The following is a 20,104-nucleotide window of genomic DNA, read 5'->3' as shown; positions in this document are numbered from 1 at the left end:
AAATGGCGAGCCTGTCTGCTCTTCGGCAACGTCACCACCGTCGGCAGGGTGTGAGCGCCGGCTCTGGTGACGATCCGCCATGAGCCATGTGTGTGGGGTATCGGCGGGTTGATCAGGACAAGGGGGCGTGGTGTGCTGGCACCGCTGAGGGATGCCGATCCCGTAACGCTGGCCGGTTACCGGCTGGAGGGACGGCTCGGCAGCGGCGGTATGGGAACCGTCTACCGTGCAACCGGCGCGGACGACCAGCCGGTGGCACTCAAGGTCATCCGGCCGGACCTGGCCGCGGACCCGGAGTTCCGGATGCGGTTTCGCCGGGAGGTCGCCGCGGCGCGGCGGGTGCGTGGCAGCTTCGTCGCGGAGGTGCGGGCGGCTGACGCCGAGGCGGAGCCGCCCTGGATGGCCACCGAGTACGTGGATGGCGTCGACCTCGCCCGCGCCGTGCCGGTGCGGGGCGGCCTCGACCCAGACCAGACGGTCAGCCTCGCCGCGGGCCTGGCGAGCGCGCTCGTCGCGGTGCACACAGCGGAGCTCGTCCACCGTGACCTCAAGCCCGCGAACATCCTCCTCGCCTCGGGCGGCCCGAAGGTCATCGACTTCGGTATCGCCCGTGCCCTCGACGACACGGGGCTGACCGACACCGGGCAGGTCATCGGCACCGCAGCCTGGATGGCCCCGGAGCAGCTCCTCGGCGAGCGCGTGGGCCCGACGGCGGACGTGTTCGCGTGGGCCCTGTGCGTCGGCTTCGCCGCGACCGGGCGTCAGCCGTTCGCCGGCGGGCCGTCGGACGGACCCGTCGCCTCCGCACTGCGTAGGCTGCGCGCCGAACCCGACCTCGACGGCGTTCCCGACACCCTCCGACCGCTGCTGCGGCGTGCCCTGGCACGGCAGCCCGACGATCGGCCGCGTGCGATCGAGCTGGTTTCCGCGATCCTCGGACGGGAGATCGTGGACCTGACGGACGCCGAGACGGCCGTCCGCGCGATCACCGGCGGATGGATTCCGCCCGCGGGACCCCCGCCGGGAGCGCTGCCAGCACCTCCGGCACCCTCCGCACCTCCGGCACCCTCCGCGCCTCCGGCACCCTCCGCGCCGCCGGAGCCCGCGGATCGCCTTCCGGATGTCGCCTCGAACCCGGCGCTGGCGCCGGCCACGGATCCAGCGACGGATTCCAGCAGCGATTCCAGCAGCGATTCCGGCAATGATTCCAGCGAGGGATCCGAGCGGAATCCGGACGCGGATGTCGACACGGATGTCTCCGATGATCGGCCGGTGTGGCCGCTCATGCTCATCCGAGGTCGTCCACGCCGAGTACTGGTCGTGGCGGCCGCCCTGGTGCTCCTGATGGCCGCGGGTGTCTTGGGGCTGGTGGTGATCCCGGGGCTGGGTCCCGGGGGCGCCCCGGCGGCGGACGCGGCGGACCTTCGCGTCGACCCCGAATCCCTGGCCACGTCGATCATCACCGCAGCCACGGCCACCGCGACGCCGGCCACACCGAGTACGCCGCCTTCCGGCTCAACGACGTCGGGGGAGGGGCCTGCCGCCGGAGACAACGGAAGCGATGCACCAGATGGCTCCGATGGAGGTGACGGATCGGGTGGCACCGCGGAACAGGGGAAGCCGTCATCCGGCGTCGGGTCTGACGCGCCGGTCCCCGAGGCACCGCGAGTGATGCCGACCCAGGCCGCGCCGGCCCCGGCTCCGGTGCCACCCGCGCCGACCCAGGTACAGCCGGCGCCGACGACCTCCCGACCGGCGCCCGATCCGGACGGCGGGACGAGCAGTCAGCTCGTCTATCACGGTGCCGGCGGCGAAGCCGGCTGGATCTGGTTCAACAGTGGAACGGCCAACCTGGAGAAGGGGCGCAACTCCTTCACGGTCAAGGACCTCGCCTGCGGCGACGACTGGAGTATCTACGTCCAGTACTCCTACCGTGATTCTCAGGGAAACCCGAAGGAGGGAACCAGGTACCTTTCCGGGGACTGCGAACCGGTCGAATGGTCGGGTTCCGTCGCTGGTGCCCAGTCGGAGATCATCTCCTTTCGCTGGCGGGGCTGCAAATGGGACACCAACCGCCAAAGCGCCGACACCTGCGAACCCTGGATGACCTCAACCCTGCGCTGAGATCGCGGCCCAGGCAGGCCACCCACCTCGCGGACCGTCCCGCGGCCGACCCCGACACCGCTGTCTGCGTCCGCGGGCTCCGGGCAGTGCCACCCAGCAGCGGCCGTCGACCGGGATCCAGTCCCCGCCGACGGCCGCGCCGCACTCGCCCGTCAGGCGAAGCCGGAATCAGCGGAGGGTCAGGATGTGGTGACCTTGAAGTCGTCCACGGCCCAGTACCAGTTGTTGGTGCCGGTGTAGCGCAGCAGGAACTGAGCGTTCGTCGCTCCGGCGGGGACGGTGGCGGTGACCGTGCGCAGGCCGTTCTCGCTGGTGGTCGTCAGGGCCGCGAGCTGGGTCGCGGTGCCGCCGTTGAAGCGCACCGAGACGCGGCCGGTCTGGCTGCCCTCCGCGCGGAAGTCGGAGAAGAAGCTCAGCTTCACCGTCTGCCCGGCGGTGACCGGGTACTGCGGGGTGAGCAGCGTCGAGTCGAACGCGCCGGAGCCGTGCGAGACGTCGTCCCACTCGTCGGAGTCGGCGACGGCGAAGACGTCCCGGACGAGCAGTGCGTTCTCGCGGGCCTGGCTGGCCTGGGCGCGCGACCAGAAGTCCTGCGTGGTGAACGTCCAGCCCTTCCACTCCTCCATTCCGCCCGTCGGCATCGCGGAGTTGTCGACGCTCCAGCCGGCCGGCGGGGTGTGCGTGTAGCCCTTGACCGTGGTGGGGATGCCGGTCTCGCCGCTGCGGGTGAGCAGGGACGGGCGCAGGCCGTCGAACACGTCGGCGGCGTGGCTGCCCACCGGCACACCGTCCAGGCCCCAGGACGGGTTGATCGTGATCCCCATCCGGGACAGCGCGGTGGCGCCGGCGTCGGCGAGCTGGATGTCGTTGCGGTAGCCGGCGGGGACGCCGTCACCGGCGACGATCACGTACGTGCTCCGCTCGGGGATGGTCGCCCCGCCGTGGCCGCCGGTCGGCTTGTGGCCGTGGTCGGCGGTGACGATGATCGTCCACTGCTCGCTCGCCCGGGTGGCGCGGGCGTTGATGGCGGTGAGCAGCTGGCCGAGCCGGGCGTCGGCGGTCTCGATCGCCTGGGTGAACTGGGTGCTGTTCGCGCCGTAGCTGTGGCCCGCGGCATCCACGTCGTCGAGGGCGACGAAGACGACGTCGGTCGCCGGGTCGGCCAGTGCGTTGACGCCGGCCTGGGCGGTGGTGGCGTCCGGGCCGCCGGCGAGAGAGGTGTCGGCGTGCAGGATCGTTCCGCCCGCGGTGACGTTCGTGACCAGCGGTGACCAGGTCGCGAAGGCCGCTGTGCGCAGGCTGGGGCTGACCTGCTCGATGCGGTCGATGAAGCTCGGGTACGTCGCGTACTGCTTGCCGGAGAACGTGTTGTCGACGACGTGGTGCTTCGCGGGCCAGACCCCGGTCAGCATCGTCGACCAGCCGGGACCCGACAGCGTCTGCGCGCCCTTCTGCCCCCAGTCCGAGTCGCTCGCCGACGAGTAGAGCAGGGTGCTGCCCCAGGTGCCCTGGGCGCGCAGCGCGTCGAGGTTCGGCGCGTTCGCGGCGTCGACCCGGGCGATCTCACCCGCGCCGTCGATACCGACGAACAGGAGCTTCGGGGTCAGGGCTGCCGCCTGCGCGGGTGCCGTGCCCGCGGCGACGCCGGCGAGCCCGAGACCGGCGGTGAGGACCCCGGCCGCCATTCCCGCGGCGACGCGACGCGCCGGGCGTCTGAAGAAGCTGGCCATCATGGATACAACTCCGATCAGATTCTGATGGTGAGGGCTGCCGCCCTCCGGCGATTACCTTCGCGGGCCCACGGCTGCGCCAAGGGAAAACATGGATGTGTACACGAAACATTCAGACGGGCACGGGCACGCGTTTGGCCGCTGCTTCCTGGCAAGAGGTGAGGATTGTGGCTGCTGCAGGGGCGACAATCCGCACTTCTTGCGGATTGTCAAGTCGCTGCCTGCGCGATCGCGGATCGTCAACCTGTATAGTCAGGTTCCCATCCGCGGCTACCGCGATCACCGGGCACATCCGCGAGGTCGACCTGTTGGTCATCGCCCGCGGTGGGGTCTACCTCATCGAGATCAAGAGCCTCGTCGGGCTGCTGACCGCGTCCGGGTCGACCTGGGCCCAGCACCGGGCGTCCGGGTCCACCCGCATCTTCGACAACCCGCTGCACCTGGCGAACCAGAAGTCCAAGGAGCTGCGGTCCCTGCTGCCATCGGCAACATCCAACTCAACGAAACATCCAACTCAACATCGCCTGACCACACCACCCCGCCGATGCTCAGTTCCCCGCGTAGCCCTGTCTGCGAGGCCGGGCACGGCCTATGATCATGGATCATGAGCTTCCTCGCGCCTGACTACCGGGCGGGTTCGCTCGCTGACGTGATGCCGTCCGTGCTGGCCGGGATGGACGTGCCGGGCATGGCCAACGTCCTGGGGCTGCCGGCGGCGTCCAGGGTGTGCGTGCTGCTGGTGGACGGGCTGGGCTGGCAGCTGCTGCGGGCGCACGCCGACCAGGCACCGTTCCTGACCTCGCTGGCGGCCGGCCGGGATCCGATCACCGCGGGTTTCCCGGCGACGACGGCGACGAGCGTCTCCGCGATCGGTACCGGAATGCCGCCCGGCGAGCACGGCATCGTCGGCTACTCGTTCGCCGTCGGCCCCGACGAGGTGCTCAACGCGCTCGGCTGGCGCAGCCAGGGCAATGGTGTCGGCGGCGGCGACGGTGACTCGTCGGTTGACCTGCGGGACAGGATCGTTCCCGAGCAGTTCCAGCCCCGCCCGACCGCGTTCGAGCGGGCCGTCGCCGCCGGGGTGGCCGTGCGGCTCGTCGGCCCGGCGCACCATGACGGCAGCGGCCTGAACCGCGCGGCACTGCGCGGCGGGCGGCACCGCGCGGCCCACGCCCTGGGCGATCTCACCAGCGGGGTGCGCGACGAGCTGCGCGGCCCCGGCCCCGTCCTCTGCTACGCCTACCACGGCGATCTCGACCTGCTGGGGCACCGGTACGGGCCGGGCAGCGATCCGTGGCGGGAGCAGCTGGCCGTCGTCGACCAGCTCGCCGCCAGGATCGCCGCGGGCCTCCCACCGGGCGGCCTGCTGGTGGTCACCGCCGATCACGGCATGGTCGCGGTCGCCGAGCAGGACCGGGTGGACGTCGACACCGAACCGTCGCTGCTCGACGGCGTCCGTCTGTTCGGCGGCGAGGCGCGCATCCGGCACCTCTACACCCACCCGGGCGCGGCCGACGACGTGTGGCGTGCCTGGGGCGAGATCCTCGGTGAGCGGGCGCTGGTGCTGCGTCGCCACGAGGCGATCGAGGCGGGCTGGTTCGGCCCGCGGGTCGCCGAGCACGTCCGGCCCCGCATCGGCGACGTCGTCGTCGCCGCGCAGGGAACTCTGGTCATGATCCGTTCGGGTGTTGAGCCCCGGTCCAGCCGCTTCGCCGGCCACCACGGCTCACTCACCGACAGCGAACAGCTCATCCCGCTGCTGACGGCCTCGAACTCGCGCTGACATCCAGCCCCCCGGATGTGGACGGTGACGCTGTGGCTACGGTTACCGCATGCCGCCGCCGTCGCTCCGCCCACCGGCACAACGGGTCATGCAGGCCACCGCCGCCGCCGGTGAGCGGGAAACCCTGGAGGCCTTCCTCGACTTCTACCGGGATGTGCTCGTCCACAAGGTGCGTGGTGTCGGTGACCGGGACGCCCGGCGCAGGCTGCTGCCCTCGCTCACCACACTCGCCGGCCTCGTCAAACACCTGACCGTGGTGGAACGGGACTGGTTCCACCGCATGGTCGGCGGCGGTCCCGAAGCGACCGCGGATGGCGAGGGGGGCACCAGCTGGGCGCTCGCCGAAACCGACACCGTCGAGTCGCTGCTGGCGGAGTACGACCGTGCCTGCGCGCGGTCCCGAGAGATCGCGGCCGGGTACGCGCTCGATGACGTCTTCGCTCACCCCAGCGCCCCGCAGGTGTCCCTGCGGTGGATCTACATCCACATGATCGAGGAGACGGCCCGGCACACCGGCCACGCGGACATCGTCCGCGAACTGACCGACGGCGAGACCGGCGTGCTGGGATAGCAGGCCAACCGGGCCCTGCCGCGTGGACAATCGGGGCGCGCTGATCAGGCTCAGGCGCCGCGGCCCGGTCAGGCCGTGTGGCCGGCCGTCGGGGTGGTCGCCTCCTGGCCGGTCGCGGTGAGGTCGGTTGCGGCGAGGTCGGGGCGCATGCGGCGCATCAGCTCGGCGAGCTCCTGCATGGTCGGGACTGGTGGTGCGGTGACGCCGGACGGCACGAGGGGGAAGATCTGACCGAACGAGTCCGTGGTGACCCACAGGCAGGTGGGTATCGCGACGGGAGCGTTCGATGACGCCTGGGGAGAACAGGCCGCCTGGCCGCCACCGGGGCCGGGAATGACGTCGACGGTCGTGTGGCCGTAATACGCCGCGCCGTCGCGGAATGCCGTCAGGAGACGAGCGGGGTCGGGGGTCTTTCCCCAGAAGACAAAGAGATCGTTGTCGGGCGCCCGGTACACCGCGGAAAGCACGCTCGCGGAATCGACCGTGCCCGCGGGGAGCTGCCCAAGAGTTCGCGTCGCGAGACCTCTGGTCGCCGCTTCCGTCTCGTGGTTCCGTGGCAGCCCGCCGGCGATCTCAGGAGCACCGCCCGCGCCTCCCGGCCCGGCTGGCCCGGCTGGCGCGGGGGCCGAGGCCGCCGGCCCGGGAGTGGACGTCACGGGCGGGTCGCCGATCTCGGAAAGGTCCTGGGCTGTGCCGCTGTCGACCCCGACGCCGCAGCTGATTCTCCCGGTCGACGCGAGCAGGACTCCCACCACGATCACGGTGGTTCCCACAACCCGGCGGAACCAGGATCGTGGGCGTTCCTCGACCGGGTCGTCCATGACCGTGCCTCACCTCACCAGCCATGCCGGCGTGCGCTCCCGTGCCACGGTGAGGCAGCCCGCCGGTGGCCTCTGATGTGTGATCCCAGCGCCTGTCGTCGGCACCAGAATATTCCTGTCTGCCGATTCCCGTGCGGTTTTCTGTGTAGTCGTCGGACGGGTTCTCGGCGTATCGACCTGGTCATTTCGCCAACATCTGCCGGGAAGTCGTGATCCAGGTGCGCGGAAAGGAAGACGGAAGCAGCATTCCGGGCCGAACGGGGGTATCCCGGCCCCCGTCCGGCGGGCAGGCAGGACTTTCCGAGCCGGCCGATGCGCGCACTGTGGGCGGGTTCCGGGCTCTTGCCCCTTCCTCGGCCCGACCGCCGCGCTGGCGGCGGGGCGCTCGCCCTGCTCCTCGCTGCCGGCGCGGCCATCACCCTCGCGGGCCGCCAGGCCACGGCGCCCGCCGCCGAGACGGAGTCGTCGCGAGCGGAGCCGTGACCGGTCGGGTGCCTCCGCTCCTCTGACAGGCCGGACGACCGTCATCGGCCTCAGCATTGCTGCCACGGGTAACGGCCGGTCGACGCGGCCCGGCGCAACACCGTCGCCTGGTCACCGTTGTCGGGTCACAGGTCCCTGGCCTGGAGCGGGCAGCCCGATCCTGGAGCGACCGCTCCCTGAGCTTGAGCGCGGGTCTCCCCGACATGCGGTTCGTCCAAGGTTCCGTTGCTTTGGCGTCCAAAAGTTCCTATATTGACGTCGATGTTGCATATAACGCGGAGCAGTGAGTGCGATCCGTATCGTGAAGATGTCGATGCGTATCGGGCGGCCCTCGAGGCATGGCTGGCCACCCGGCCGCCCGTGTTCGAGGCCGCGGCGCGCCCCATCGCGTCCTACGAACAGCGGGTGGCGGTGAGCTGCGCGCTCATGCAGGTGCTGTTCGACCAGGAATGGGCCCGCTACGGCTGGCCCGAGCACCTCGGCGGGCTCGGCGGGGACATCCGCCACCGGGCGGCGATGTGGGAGGTACTGGCGCGCCACGGGCTGCCCGCGATGGCCCTGTTCGAGCACCTGGAGATCCTGGCTCCGACGCTGGTCGCCCTGGGCGACCCGGGCCTCATGGGTCAGCTGCTGCCCCGGTTCCTGCGTGGCGAGCAGCTGTGGTCGCAGGGCTTCTCCGAGCCGGAGGCGGGCTCCGACCTCGCCAGCGCCCGCACGCGCGCGGTGGCCGTCGACGGCGGTCACGTCATCACCGGGCGGAAGATCTGGACGAGCTGGGCGCGCTACGCGAGATGGTGCCTCGTCCTCGCGCGCACCGGGACGCCACAGGAGCGCCACCGCGGGCTGAGCGCGTTCGTCGTCGACCTGGAGCACCCGGGTGTCGAGGTCCGGCCGATCGAGCAGGCCAACGGCACCGACGAGCTCGCGGAGGTCACGTTCGACGAGGTCCCCGTCGGGCCGGAGCGGCTGGTGGGCGAGCTGGGCGGCGGCTGGCGGGTGGCGATGCACATCCTGGCCCATGAGCGGGGCACCTTCGGCTGGTACCGGCACAGCTTCCTGAACCGGCAGCTGCTCGAGAACCGGGACCAGGGCACACCGGCCGGCGACGCGCTGCTCGGCAACGCGCTGCTCGACCTGGCGGCCGTCCGGGCCGCCAGCGGTGCGGCGGTGCGGGCCCATGCCGCCGGCGGCACGCTCGGCCCGCGAGCCGCGTTCGTGAAGCTGATGCTCGCCGCCAGCGAGCAGGCGGTCAACGACTGGACACTGGCGAGCGTCCCCGACCTCGCCGTCGCGCCGAACGATGATCACACCGCGGTGTGCCGGCAGGACTACCTGTTCTCCCGCATCGTCACCGTCTACGGAGGATCTCAGCAGATGCAGCTCGACACCATCGCCAAGCAGATCCTCCAGCTGCCATGACCGGCGGCGGTGACGTCGGGGACCTGCAGGAACAGGCCGACCAGGAGTTCCTCGACGCGGCCTGCCTGGCCCTGCGCGCCCAGGCCGACGCCAGCCCGGACGGCGCCGGCGTGGTTGACGGCGGTCCGGGCACCCGCAATGACCCGCTGCGGGAGCTGGGGTGGTTCGACCTGTTGCCCGAGCTGGACGACCGTGACGCCCGCGTCGCCGCGCTGACGCTCTTCCGCGCCCAGGGCCGGGAGCTGGCCGGCACCCGTGCGCTCGGTGCCCTGCTGGCCCAGCCGTTCCTCGCTGCGGCTGGCCTGCCCCCCGACGCCGCCGTCGCGACGATCAGCCGTACCTCGGCCCGTCGGGGCGAGCGGCTGATGGTCGTGGGGGATGTCGCGGACCCGGCCGGCGCGATCGGCATGGCTGGCACGGCGCTGCTCATCGACCGGCCCGGGCACGGGGCCGCGGTGGTCCCGGCCGACGAGGTCGAACTGTGGCCGGTGGCCGTGAGCGGGCGCCTCGAGCTCCATGAGGTGATCCACGGGCCGGCGCACTGGGTTCCCACGGTCGACGAGGAGCACGCCGCCGTCGCCAGGGCCCGCGCCCGGTTCCTCGGACGTCTCGCGGCCGCCCTGGAGATCCTGGGCGCGGCCGAGGGCGCGCTCGCGCTCGCCGTGGCCTACGCCCGCACCCGCGAGCAGTTCGGCCGGCCGATCGGCACCTTCCAGGCCGTGCGCCATCTGCTGGCCTGGGCGCAGACCGACTGCGTCGCCCTGGAGAAGGTCACCACCGCCGCGGCGGCCCTCGACGGGGTGGAGGCGGCGCCGCCCCGCCACGACGAGGTCGTCAAGGCGCTGGCGGGCCGCAACGGCCGGCGGGTCTGCGAGCGGGCGCTGCAGGTGCTGGGCGGGATCGGGTTCACCAGCGAGCACACCCACCACCATTTCCACAGTCGGGTGCTTGCCCTCGACGCGCTGCTGGGCACGTCGGCCGAGCTGACCCACGGCCTCGGAGCCTGGCTGCGTGAGGCGGACGACGACACGACCGCGGCGGCGCTGTGGACCGCGCCGCGACTGCCGCAGCCGCTGCTGCCGAGCACGAGCTGAGGATCCCGGTCGTCGGCACAGCCAAAATCCTCAGCTCCTCTGGGCTGTGGCTTCGAGTTTTCCCGCTGCCGAGCAAGAGTGAAGGATTTTGGTCGCCGGCACGACCAGAATCCTTCACTCTTCGGGCGGGCCGGGCCGGGCCGGGCGGGCCGGCCGGGCCGGGTCGGGTCGGGCCGGGTCGGGCCGGGCGGGTGCCGGTTGGGGGAGCGGGCGCGTCAGTCGCTCGCGCGGACTCCGAGCGCGTTCGCCCACAGGATCGTGAGCTGCTCGACCGCGTTGTCGAGGGTGAAGCCGGCGCTGTTGTCGGTGTTGAACAGCAGGTCGGCGAAGTAGGCGACCATGCCGCCGAGGGCCTGCGCGGCGTAGGCGGGGTCGACGGTGCGGTCCGCGATGCCGGCGTCCTGCATGGAGGCGACCCGGCGTTCGATGGAGCGGGCGAAGACCTCGTGACGCTGCAGGCGGATCTTGTGGACGTCCTCGTCGAAGGTCGCGACCTGCTGGATGACGTGCATGATCTTGGCGCTGGTCGCGTACGTCTCGAGGTAGTGCCGGTTCGCGGCGCGGATCCGCTCGACCGGGTCGGCCGTCGAGGTGGAGGGCTCGGGACTGAGCAGGTCGAGTTCCACGGAGTCGACGACCTCGCGGAAGATCTCTTCCTTGGACACGAAGTACGTGTAGAAGGAGCCGTGCGAGAAGCCGGCCAGGTCGCAGATGTCGGCGACCCGGGCGTGCAGGAAGCCGTCGCGCTCGAACACGGTGCGGGCGGCGTCGACGAGCTGGCTGCGGGTCTGGCGGCCGCGGCGGGTGCGGCCGGTGCCGCGCCGCTTGCCGACCTCCTGGTCGTCGCGGGCCGGGCGGGGGGCGATGGGGGTGGCGGTCCCGTGTTGCGTGTGCTCCGGCACGGCGGCTCCTCGTGGCGTATGTCAACCGGCTCGGCCGGCGGTGCCGGAACCTGGTGACCAGTGACGGGTCAGGGAGGCCCGGCCTCGGTGGCCGGATCGCACCAGTCCCCTCCCGGGACGTCCGTGTCATGGTGCACGAACATTCAGTTCGACGTCGATATTGTAGATGTGGCGTTGGCAACGGTTGACGCGGCGATGATCGTAACTTTCGGCGTGTCGCCGGCGGGCCCGGACGGCCCGGCCGGCGTCAGCCCCGCTGTCCCAGCCCGCTGTCCCAGTCCTGCTGTGCTCAGCGCGGGTGGTCGTGCAGCCGTTCCGCGAGATCGCCGGGGTGTGCCGCCGCGTCGCGGGCGAGGGTGGAGCGCACGATCTTTCCCGAGGCGGTCCGGGGGAGTGGTCCGTCCCAGCGGACCAGCTGCTCAGGCAGCTTGCGGGTGGCGAGACCACCGGCGCGCAGATGCGTCAGGACGTCGTCCAGCGTGACGGTGGCACCGTCCGCCACGACGACCGCGACCGCGAGCCGCTCGCCGGTCGTGGCGTCGGGAAGCCCGAAGGACGCGAACTCGGTCACCCCCGCCAGGCCCTGCACGGCGGCGTCGATCTCGCTGAGCGCGATCTTCAGGCCGTTGCGGTTCACGACCTCCTTGAGCCGCCCGACGATGGTGAGCCGGCCGGAGTCGGTGTCGATCTGGTCGCCGCTGCGGTACCAGTCGCCCTCGAAGGCGGCCTCGTCGTCGGCCGGGTCGAGGTAGCCGAGGAAGACGCTCGGCCCTCGCAGCAGGCCTTCCCGGGGGTGGGCGGCGGACCCGACGCGTACCTCGCCGCCGGGCATGAGCGCGCCGTCGTCCGCCAGCCGGCGCTCCAGTTCGTCGGAGGGCAGGCTCCCGGAGAAGTTCGGCGCCTCGGAGGAGCCGTAGACCCGGGCGATCTCGATGCCGAACGTGCGCGACGCCAGCTCGAGCAGCGGGCGCGGCAGCATCGAGCCACCCAGCGCGAGCGTCCGCAGGCCGATACCGACGCCGTCACCGGAGTCGGCCTCGGCGTCACCCCCGGTGTCGCCGTCAGTACCGGTGCCGCCGTCAGTACCGGAGCCACTGGCGGTACCGGAGCCGCTGGCGGTGTCGGTGCTCGGCTTCGCGCGGGTCGCGGCGGCGAGCAGCCGTTCGGCGATGACCGGCGCACCACCGAGCAGCGTCGCGCCGACGTCGTTCAGCCGCCGCAGGGTCGCCGCCGGCTCGAACCGGTCCTCCAGCACGAGCGCACCGCCCTGGTCGGCCGCGAGATGCAGCTGCATCAGGCCGGTGATGCTGGTCAGCGGGCTGACGAGGAACACGACGGCGCTGTCGTCGGCGGAGGTGATGCGCGCCATGTTCGCGGCACCGGCGGTGAGGGTGTTGAGCGAGTGGAGCACGCCCTTCGGTCGGCCGGTGGTGCCCGAGCTGAACAGGATCACCGCCGGCCGGTCCCGGTCCGGCTCGGCCCACCGCACCGCCGGCGGGTCGCCGGCCGTGGCAGGCCCGTCGAAGAGGTCGAGGGCCAGGACGTCGGCGGTGGCCAGGGCCTCGCCGAGGCGGTCCCGTTCCCCGGTGGGCACGATGACGAAGGGCCGGGACGGCAGCACGGCCAGCGCGTGGCGCACCTCCGCGGCCCCGCAGCGCCGGTCGAGCACGACCACGGTGGCCCCGGCCCGCAGCAGCGCGTGGTAGGCGATCACCCCGTGGCGGGTGTTGCCGCTGACGAGCACGACGCCGTCACCGGCCCGCATTCCGTGCTCGGCGAGCAGGTCCACCCCGGCGGCGACGGCCGCGGCGAGCTGGGCGCCGGTCAGCGCTCGCTCGTTGTCCGCGAGCGCCAGCGCGCCCGGTCGCCGGGCCGCGGTTGCCTCGACACCGTCGGCCAGGCCGCGGCCGTCCCACTGGCCATCCGCCCGGTAGCGCGCCGCCAGCTCCGGCGGCACCCGTCTCGGCGACGCCACTCCCGGCGACGCCACTCCCGGCGACGCCAGTTCCGTCGATGCCAGCCCCGGCGACACCGGCCCCGGCCCGCCGAGGGCCGGCTGGGCGGACGGGTCGCGCGGCTGGTCCGGTCCGGGCTTGTTCCCCACGGCCGTCCCCATGTCAGGCCGATCCGGTCCGGCTCAGCATCCGGGCCAGGTTGCGCTGGAACGCGGGCTCGTCGAAGGACGCGGTCTCGCTGTCGAGCGCGGTGGTCAGCAGCCCCTCGACGGCCCGCCGGATGCCGTCGTTGAGCAGCGCCTTGCTCGCGATGACAGCCTGCGGCGGCAGCGCGGCGATGCGGTCCGCGAGCTCCAGTGCGGTCGACAGGGCGGTGCCCTTCGCCACGACCCGGTTCGCCAGCCCCAGTGCCAGTGCCTCCTGTGCCGGGATCCGGTCGCCGAGCAGGATGAACTCCTTGGCGCGCAGCAGGCTGGTGAGCTGTGGCCACATCAGCGCACCGCCGTCGGCGGCGACCAGGCCCAGCATGACGTGCGGGTCGGCGAAGTACGCCTGCTCCTCGACGACGACGAGGTCGCTCATGGAGGCCAGGCTGCAGCCGAGCCCCACCGCGGGGCCGTTGACGGCGCTGACGATGGGAACCCGCACGGAGGTCATCCCACGGACGATGTCGGCGGCCTCCGCCATCACGTCGGCCCGCAGCCGCGGATCGCGGACCATGCGGTCGAGCAGGCCGAGGTCGCCCCCGGCGGAGAAGGCGCCACCGGCGCCGGTGAGGACGACGGCGCGGATGTCCGGGTCCGCGGCGAGCGCCGGCCACAGCTCGGCGAGCGCGCGGTGCAGGCTCTCGTCGGCGGCGTTGTAGGCGTCGGGGCGGTTCAGCGTCACGACTCGCACCGCACCGCGGGCCTCGACGATCAGCGGACTGCTCGGTTCCTCGCGCTCGCTCACGTCACTCCCTGGAGATCACACGAATGTCGACGTTGCTTCGAGGTTGGCAGTTTCCTATATTGACGTCAACATTGCATATAGCTTACTGGTATCGGCTGCGGCCCGTTGCGTGACGGTGTGTACGCGCTGCTACCGCCACCGTGACCACGACCGCGACGAACCACCGCCTCGGGCCGGCAGATCAGCAGATCAGCCGGCCGGTGAGCCGGCGGACCAGCCAGGGAAGGATCTCCATGCCGTCGAGTGTGTCCCCGTATCCGATTTTCGATGCGGACAACCACATGTACGAGACCGAAGAGGCGTTCACCAAGTTCCTGCCCGAGCGGTACCGGTCGGCGATCCGCTACGTGCAGGTCGACGGCCGGACCAAGATCGCCGTCAAGGGGCAGATCAGCGACTACATCCCCAACCCCACGTTCGAGGTCGTCGCGCGGCCGGGGGCGCAGGAGGACTACTTCCGCAACGGCAACCCGGAGGGCAAGTCGTACCGGGAGATCATCGGCAAGCCGATGCGGTCCATCCCGGCCTTCCGGGAGCCGGTGTCGCGACTGGCCCTGCTCGACGAGCAGGGCATCGAGCGCTCGCTGATGTTCCCGACCCTGGCGAGCCTGCTCGAGGAGCGCATGCGGGACGACGTCGAGCTGACCCACGTCGTCATCCACGCGCTCAACGAGTGGATGTACGAGACCTGGCAGTTCAACTACGAGAACCGGATCTTCTCCACTCCGGTCATCACCCTGCCGATCGTCGAGAAGGCGATCGAGGAGCTCGAGTGGGTGCTGGAGCGCGGAGCGCGCGCGATCCTCATCCGGCCCGCGCCGGTGCCCGGCCCCGGCGGCTCCCGCTCCCCTGGGCTGCCCGAGTTCGACCCGTTCTGGAAGCGGGTCGAGGAGTCCGGCGTGCTGGTCGCGTTCCACTCGTCCGACAGCGGCTACAACCGCTACACCCAGGACTGGGAGGGCGCCAACCGCGAGTACCTGCCCTTCCAGCCCGACGCCTTCCGGATGATCAGCCAGTGGCGCCCGATCGAGGACACCGTCTCCGCGCTGATCTGCCACGGTGCGCTGTCCCGGTTCCCGAGGCTGAAGGTGGCCATCGTCGAGAACGGCGCGGACTGGGTCGCCCCGCTGATCAAGTCGCTGAAGAACGCCTACAAGAAGCACCCGCACCTGTTCCCCGAGGAGCCGGTGTCGGTGCTGCGGCGCAACATCCACGTCAGCCCGTTCTGGGAGGAGAACATGGCCGAGCTCGCCGGCCTGCTCGGCGTGGAGCGCGTCCTGTTCGGCTCCGACTACCCGCACCCGGAGGGCCTGGCCGACCCGGCCGGCTTCTTCAGTGAGCTGACCGACCTCACCGAGGAGGAGAAGGCCCTCATCCTCGGCGGCAACCTCTCCCGGCTGATCCAGGTATGACGAGTTCCGGGTCGGGCCTGGGGGAGAGCGACCTCGCCGAGGTGCTCGCCGCCGTCCGCGCGTTCGTGCGGGAGCGGGTGGTGCCCGCCGAGGCCGAGATCGAACAGACCGACGCCATCCCGGCCGAGCTGCGGGCCGAGGCGGCGCGGATGGGCCTGTTCGGCTTCGCCATCCCGGCGGAGTACGGGGGCCTGGGCCTGTCGATGAGCGAGGAGGTCCGCCTCGTCGCCGAGCTCGGGTACACCACGCCGTCGTTCCGGTCGATGTTCGGGACGAACAACGGCATCGCCGGGCACGTCCTGCTGGAAGGCGCCACCGAGGAGCAGAAGCAGACCTACCTGCCGAAGATCGCCTCCGGGGAGTGGACGGCGTCCTTCGCGCTCACCGAGGAGGGCGCCGGCTCCGACCCGGCGGGCCTGGCCACCACCGCCGTGCGCAAGGACGACGGCTGGGTCATCAACGGCTCCAAGCGGTACATCACCAACGCGCCGAGCGCCGATGTCCTGATGGTCTTCGCCCGCACCGACCCGGCGGCGACCGGCGGCGACGGCATCAGCGTCTTCATGGTCGAACGCGCCACCCCCGGGGTGAGCGTGGCACCCAAGGACGTCAAGATGGGCCAGGCCGGGTCGCTGACGGCCGACGTCCACTTCGACGACGTCCGGGTCGGGTCGGAAACCCTCGTCGGTGGCGAGGCCGGGGAAGGCCGCGGCTACCGCACGGCGATGCGCTGCCTCGCGCACGGTCGGATCCACATCGCCGCGCTGTGCGTCGGCATGGCGCAGCGCCTCGTCGACGAATCCGTCGCCTACGCGGCCAGCCGGTCGCAGGGCGGGCAGGTCATCGGCGCCTACCAGCTCATCCAGGGGCTGCTCGCCGACTCGGCCACCGACCTGTACGCCGCCCGGGCCCTGGTGACGCAGACCGCCGCCGCCTTCGACGACGGCAGCGACACGCGGATCGGCCCGTCCTGCGCGAAGTACTTCGCCTCGGAGGCGGTCGGGCGCATCGCCGACCGCGCGGTGCAGATCCACGGCGGCGCGGGCTACATGCGCGGAGTTCCGGTAGAACGGTTCTACCGGGACGCGCGATTGTTCCGCATCTACGAGGGAACCAGTCAGATCCAGCAGCTCGTCATCGCCCGCCAGCTGCTGCGGGACGCGGCGGCACCGGGAGCGGCGGGCGTGAGGGGAGCGTCCTGATGAAGACCGAGGACATGGTGTTGGTGAGCATCGACGACCACGTCGTCGAGCCACCCGACATGTTCGTCCGGCACGTGCCGGCGAAGTGGGCCGACCAGGCGCCCAAGGTCGTGACGACCGAGGAGGGCTTCCAGTCCTGGGAGTTCAACGGCAACCGCACCGGCACACTGTCGCTCAACGCGGTCGTGTCGTGGCCGGCGGAGGAGTGGGGCCTCGACCCCGCCGGCTACCCGGAGATGCGCCCGGGCGCGTACGACATCCATGAGCGGGTCCGCGACATGGACCGCAACGGGATCTTCGGGTCGATGTGCTTCCCGACCTTCCCCGGGTTCAGCGCCGGCAACCTCGGCCGTGGCCGCAACGAGCTCGCCCACGTGATGGTCCAGGCGTACAACGACTGGCACATCGACGAATGGGCGGCGGCCTACCCGGGCCGGTTCATCCCGCTCGCGCTGCTGCCCACCTGGGACACGCAGCTGATGGTCGCCGAGATCCGGCGGATCTCGGCGAAGGGCTGCCCGGCGGTCTCGATGCCCGAGCTGCCGCACATCGAGGGCCTGCCCAGCTACCACGACCTCGACCACTGGGGCCCGGTGTTCGCGGCCCTGGCCGAGACCGGCACGGTCATGTGTCTGCACATCGGGCAGGGCTTCGGCGCGCTCAAGCAGCCCTCCGACGCCCCGATCGACAACTTCATCATCCTGGCGACGCAGGTCTCCACCCTCGCCGCCCAGGACCTGCTGTGGGGCCCCGCGATGCGGGACTACCCGGCGCTGAAGATCGCCTGGTCGGAGGCCGGGATCGGCTGGATCCCGTTCTACCTGAGCCGCTGCGACCGCCACTACACCAACCAGAAGTGGCTGCGCCGTGACTTCGGCGGCAAGCTGCCCAGCGAGGTGTTCCGTGAGCACTCGCTGGCCTGTTACGTGACCGACCCGGTGGCCCTCAAGGTGCGCCACGACATCGGCATCGACATCATCGCCTGGGAGTGCGACTACCCGCACTCCGACTCGATCTGGCCGGACGCTCCCGAGCAGGTCATGGCCGAGATGGTCGGCGCCGGCGCCTCCGACGAGGACATCGACAAGATCACCTGGCAGAACTCCTGCCGGTTCTTCGACTGGGACCCGTTCCGCGGCCTGCCGCGGGAGCAGGTGACGGTCGGTGCCCTGCGGGCCAAGGCCACCGACGTCGACACCGCCGTGCGCCCCCGCAAGGAATGGGCGGAGCTCTACAGGCAGCGCCACGCGACCGCCGCGGGCTGATCCCGCGACGCTGCCATCCGCGCTGCGTGGTCCGACCACACGCGGGGCTCAGGCCCGGCCGCCATCCCGGCGGCCGGGCCTTTCCGCATTCCGAGCGGTGGTTCACGGCATGGTGTGGTCGGGCGGCCCGCCGTCGTGCAGGTAGGCGGTGTCGCCGAGACGGCGTGCCCGGATCGCGGCATGGACGCGACGTGCCAGGCGCGGGACGAGGAGGTCGTCGCATTCCGCCGCGGTGCACAGGCGCCACGCACGGAGCTCGCTCTCCTGGAGCCTCAGGCCGCGCTCCTGCGATGGGGAGAACGATCCCCCGTCGAAGACGAAGTGGACCAGAGCGGGGCGGCCGTCGGGCTGCGGGGGCACCCAGTCGACGACCAGGAGGCGGCCTGGCTGGACGTCGATGCCGAGTTCCTCCCGGATTTCGCGCTGGGCGGTCTGCAGTGGGTATTCACCGTCGTCCATGCCCCCGCCGGGGATCTCCCAGGTGTCGTCCCGGTAGGTGGGCTGGACCAGCAGGACCCGGTCGGTGGCATCGCAGAAGACCGCTCCAGCGGCGGCGATCACTTTGGGTAGGCGCGCGTAGTAGGCGGCGGCGGGCAGGGGCGGCATGGGCATGCGCCATGACACCAGGTGTCGCCGGAGCGCGACCGAGAACTGCGACCTCGGCCCGTTTGCCAGAGCTGTCTTCGTCGACTGGTCCGCGTATGTCCGCACCCCCGCCTTGCCCGGGCCAGGCCGGGCAAGGCGGGGGTGTGCCAGGTCTACTTCTTCGTCGCGTGCCTCCGCCGCTACTTCTTGATGAGGGTTCCGCAGGCGAGGTCGGTGATGATGTCGTACTTGCTTCCGTTGAGCTGCACGATGGAGGCGCAGGGCGCGCCGATGACGTGGTTGACCGGGAAGCGGGTCTCCGGCAGTGCGCCGTCGACGTAGTTGACGTAGTCGCCGCTGTTGAGCAGCTTGAGCAGGCTGTCGACGGTGAGTTCCCTGCCGGCCTCGGTCGCCGCTCGGACGAACATGTCGGCGGCCCAGTAGCCGGCCATTGTCGGCAGGCTCAGGGAGGCCTGCGGCGCGTACGTGGCGATGTCGTCGGCGAGCTGTTTGACGGCGGGCACGCTGGTGTCCGAGCCGGGCTGCCACTGCAGGATCGTGTAGGACTGCTGCAGGCCCTCGAAGCTGGTCGCGGCGAGGCGGGGGTCGTAGCCGACGGGGTTGAGGTTCTTGCCCTGGTATCCGGCGGCGGCGAGCGCTTCGGTGAGTTTGATGACCGAGTTGAAGTCGGCGATGTAGAGCACGACATCCGGCGGGGCGCCGTTGTCGGACGCCATGATCGCGTTCACGACCGGTGTGGTGTCGGCGAGGCCGGCGACTGGGATCGGGTTCTCCTGGTAGACCACGTCGATCCCGACCGAGCGGATCTGGCGGGCCAGTTCGCTGACTCCGGTTCGGGCGGAGTCGGCGTCGACTCCGACCAGCGCGGTGGTGCGGCCCTTGGCGTCACCGCCGAACATGGCCTGGATCATCAGGCCGTAGGTGGTCGAGGTGGCGCCGGTCTGGCTGTTGGGGACCTGGCAGCCGGTGATCCCGAAGCCGATCGTGGTGCCGCAGTAGCCCGCGTTGGTGCCCCAGCCGAAGAAGGGGACGGTTTCGGAGCAGAAGGTGTCCAGGTAGTTGGCGCTGCTGGTCATCACCGGTACGGCGGCGAAGATCTTCTTCTGGTCCACCAGTGTTTTGGCCTGGGCGCCGTTACGGGCTGGGTCGTTGCCGTCGTCGAGGGTCCCGATGTAGTTGATCTTCCGGCCGTTGATGCCGCCCTCGGCGTTGGCCCGGTCGAAGCGGGCCTGGGCGCCCAGGTCGACGCCGGCCATCGAGCTGCCGTTGGGGCTGGTCAGGTAGGCCAGTCCGCCGATGGTGATCTCGTCATCGGTGATGCCACGAGTTGGATCGGCGGCGGTCTGCCCGCAGCGCAGGCTGGCCGGGTCCGGTGCGAACCCGCCGTCACTCCAGCCCGACGGTGGGCCGGCCTTCACCTCGTCCGCGGCGACGACTGGTGCCGCAGTGGCGTCCTCGGTGTCGTCGGAACACGCGGCCAGGCCGGTGGCGAGCACGGTCGCCGCAACCAGGGCAGCCACTAATGGGGTGTTTCGCATCAATGGTCTCCTCCGAGGGATGCCGGCTGCGCCGGTCCAGGGATGTGTCGGTGAACTGGCGGGAGCAACGGCGGCTGCCGGGCGCCGGCCGCGCTCGACGAGAACGCGCCCTGTGCACGGTGGAGGGCCGGCCGTCGTGGCCGTCGTTCGCGGTCGAGCGGGCAGGGGTAGGGGTGTTCGTCGACGTCCTGACTGGCCTACTGCCTCGATATCCGGACCTTCGATATACGATTCGATATGCATCGTAT

Annotated in this window: 17 protein-coding genes; 10 read left to right on the top strand and 7 right to left on the bottom strand. The window is 71.3% G+C overall.

The window, feature by feature from the left end:
* Nucleotides 1–132 precede the first annotated feature (132 nt).
* On the top strand, nucleotides 133–2,124 hold the full coding sequence (locus tag AWX74_RS19725) for a serine/threonine-protein kinase (RefSeq protein ID WP_091278862.1): 1,992 nt from the start codon (nucleotides 133–135) through the stop codon (nucleotides 2,122–2,124).
* A 179-nt stretch (nucleotides 2,125–2,303) separates the two neighbouring features.
* Here the strand turns inward: AWX74_RS19725 and AWX74_RS19720 are convergent, their stop codons facing one another.
* Nucleotides 2,304–3,857, bottom strand: a complete 1,554-nt coding sequence (locus AWX74_RS19720; protein WP_091278858.1) for an alkaline phosphatase family protein — start codon at nucleotides 3,855–3,857, stop codon at nucleotides 2,304–2,306.
* 92 nt (nucleotides 3,858–3,949) lie between these two features.
* On the opposite strand from AWX74_RS19720, the gene AWX74_RS19715 reads away from it, so the two are divergent.
* Genes AWX74_RS19715 through AWX74_RS19705 form a run of 3 tightly spaced genes read left to right on the top strand, consistent with a single transcriptional unit; the run spans nucleotide 3,950 to nucleotide 6,208 of the window.
* Nucleotides 3,950–4,462 (top strand): nuclease-related domain-containing protein, encoded by a 513-nt coding sequence (locus AWX74_RS19715; RefSeq protein WP_226930940.1) that lies wholly within the window; start codon nucleotides 3,950–3,952, stop codon nucleotides 4,460–4,462.
* The gene (locus tag AWX74_RS19710) at nucleotides 4,459–5,637 is read left to right on the top strand and encodes an alkaline phosphatase family protein (RefSeq protein ID WP_091278854.1); all 1,179 of its coding nucleotides are present in this window, start codon (nucleotides 4,459–4,461) and stop codon (nucleotides 5,635–5,637) included. Before AWX74_RS19715 ends, AWX74_RS19710 begins: the two co-directional genes overlap by 4 nt.
* 49 nt (nucleotides 5,638–5,686) lie before the next feature.
* Entirely contained in the window at nucleotides 5,687–6,208 is a 522-nt protein-coding gene (locus AWX74_RS19705; RefSeq protein WP_226930939.1) for a DinB family protein, read from the top strand.
* 68 nt (nucleotides 6,209–6,276) lie between these two features.
* On the opposite strand, the gene AWX74_RS19700 is transcribed toward AWX74_RS19705, so the two are convergent.
* Entirely contained in the window at nucleotides 6,277–7,029 is a 753-nt protein-coding gene (locus AWX74_RS19700) for a hypothetical protein (protein WP_091278850.1), read from the bottom strand.
* 342 nt (nucleotides 7,030–7,371) lie between these two features.
* Here AWX74_RS19700 and AWX74_RS40095 point away from each other — a divergent pair, with 342 nt between their 5' ends.
* From AWX74_RS40095 to AWX74_RS19690, 3 genes are all read left to right on the top strand, one after another.
* Entirely contained in the window at nucleotides 7,372–7,512 is a 141-nt protein-coding gene (locus tag AWX74_RS40095; protein ID WP_165615689.1) for a hypothetical protein, read from the top strand.
* Between the two features lie 261 nt (nucleotides 7,513–7,773).
* Complete coding sequence (locus AWX74_RS19695; protein ID WP_091278847.1) at nucleotides 7,774–8,931, top strand: acyl-CoA dehydrogenase family protein; 1,158 nt, start codon at nucleotides 7,774–7,776, stop codon at nucleotides 8,929–8,931.
* Nucleotides 8,928–10,025 carry an acyl-CoA dehydrogenase family protein gene (locus AWX74_RS19690; protein ID WP_091278844.1) on the top strand — a complete coding sequence of 366 codons (1,098 nt, stop codon included), beginning with the start codon at nucleotides 8,928–8,930 and terminating at the stop codon, nucleotides 10,023–10,025. Before AWX74_RS19695 ends, AWX74_RS19690 begins: the two co-directional genes overlap by 4 nt.
* A gap of 215 nt (nucleotides 10,026–10,240) precedes the next feature.
* Here the strand turns inward: AWX74_RS19690 and AWX74_RS19685 are convergent, their stop codons facing one another.
* From AWX74_RS19685 to AWX74_RS19675, 3 genes are all read right to left on the bottom strand, one after another.
* Nucleotides 10,241–10,927: a TetR/AcrR family transcriptional regulator gene (locus AWX74_RS19685; protein ID WP_054566223.1), complete on the bottom strand. Its 687-nt coding sequence runs from the start codon at nucleotides 10,925–10,927 to the stop codon at nucleotides 10,241–10,243.
* A 289-nt stretch (nucleotides 10,928–11,216) separates the two neighbouring features.
* On the bottom strand, nucleotides 11,217–13,043 hold the full coding sequence (locus tag AWX74_RS19680; protein ID WP_091278839.1) for a class I adenylate-forming enzyme family protein: 1,827 nt from the start codon (nucleotides 13,041–13,043) through the stop codon (nucleotides 11,217–11,219).
* A 1-nt stretch (nucleotide 13,044) separates the two neighbouring features.
* Nucleotides 13,045–13,833, bottom strand: a complete 789-nt coding sequence (locus tag AWX74_RS19675; RefSeq protein WP_006541931.1) for an enoyl-CoA hydratase/isomerase family protein — start codon at nucleotides 13,831–13,833, stop codon at nucleotides 13,045–13,047.
* Nucleotides 13,834–14,066: 233 nt separating this feature from the next.
* Here AWX74_RS19675 and AWX74_RS19670 point away from each other — a divergent pair, with 233 nt between their 5' ends.
* From AWX74_RS19670 to AWX74_RS19660, 3 genes are read left to right on the top strand one after another with little or no spacing between them, the layout of a single operon-like run.
* On the top strand, nucleotides 14,067–15,245 hold the full coding sequence (locus AWX74_RS19670) for an amidohydrolase family protein (protein WP_091279045.1): 1,179 nt from the start codon (nucleotides 14,067–14,069) through the stop codon (nucleotides 15,243–15,245).
* Nucleotides 15,242–16,447, top strand: a complete 1,206-nt coding sequence (locus tag AWX74_RS19665) for an acyl-CoA dehydrogenase family protein (RefSeq protein WP_397311305.1) — start codon at nucleotides 15,242–15,244, stop codon at nucleotides 16,445–16,447. The genes AWX74_RS19670 and AWX74_RS19665 overlap by 4 nt, the downstream gene beginning before the upstream one ends.
* Entirely contained in the window at nucleotides 16,447–17,712 is a 1,266-nt protein-coding gene (locus AWX74_RS19660) for an amidohydrolase family protein (RefSeq protein WP_091278837.1), read from the top strand. The genes AWX74_RS19665 and AWX74_RS19660 overlap by 1 nt, the downstream gene beginning before the upstream one ends.
* Before the next feature lie 102 nt (nucleotides 17,713–17,814).
* Here AWX74_RS19660 and AWX74_RS19655 read toward each other — a convergent pair whose 3' ends face one another.
* Together AWX74_RS19655 and AWX74_RS19650 are read right to left on the bottom strand one after the other, a co-directional pair.
* Nucleotides 17,815–18,324 carry an NUDIX domain-containing protein gene (locus AWX74_RS19655; protein WP_091278835.1) on the bottom strand — a complete coding sequence of 170 codons (510 nt, stop codon included), beginning with the start codon at nucleotides 18,322–18,324 and terminating at the stop codon, nucleotides 17,815–17,817.
* 173 nt (nucleotides 18,325–18,497) lie between these two features.
* Nucleotides 18,498–19,856 (bottom strand): ABC transporter substrate-binding protein, encoded by a 1,359-nt coding sequence (locus tag AWX74_RS19650; protein ID WP_091278832.1) that lies wholly within the window; start codon nucleotides 19,854–19,856, stop codon nucleotides 18,498–18,500.
* Nucleotides 19,857–20,104: the final 248 nt, after the last annotated feature.

It is taken from the genome of Parafrankia irregularis, from assembly GCF_001536285.1.
In the GTDB taxonomy this organism is placed as follows: domain Bacteria; phylum Actinomycetota; class Actinomycetes; order Frankiales; family Frankiaceae; genus Parafrankia; species Parafrankia irregularis.
The sequence above is the reverse complement of the archived record's forward strand: the minus strand, read 5'-3'. Positions and strand labels throughout refer to the sequence as shown.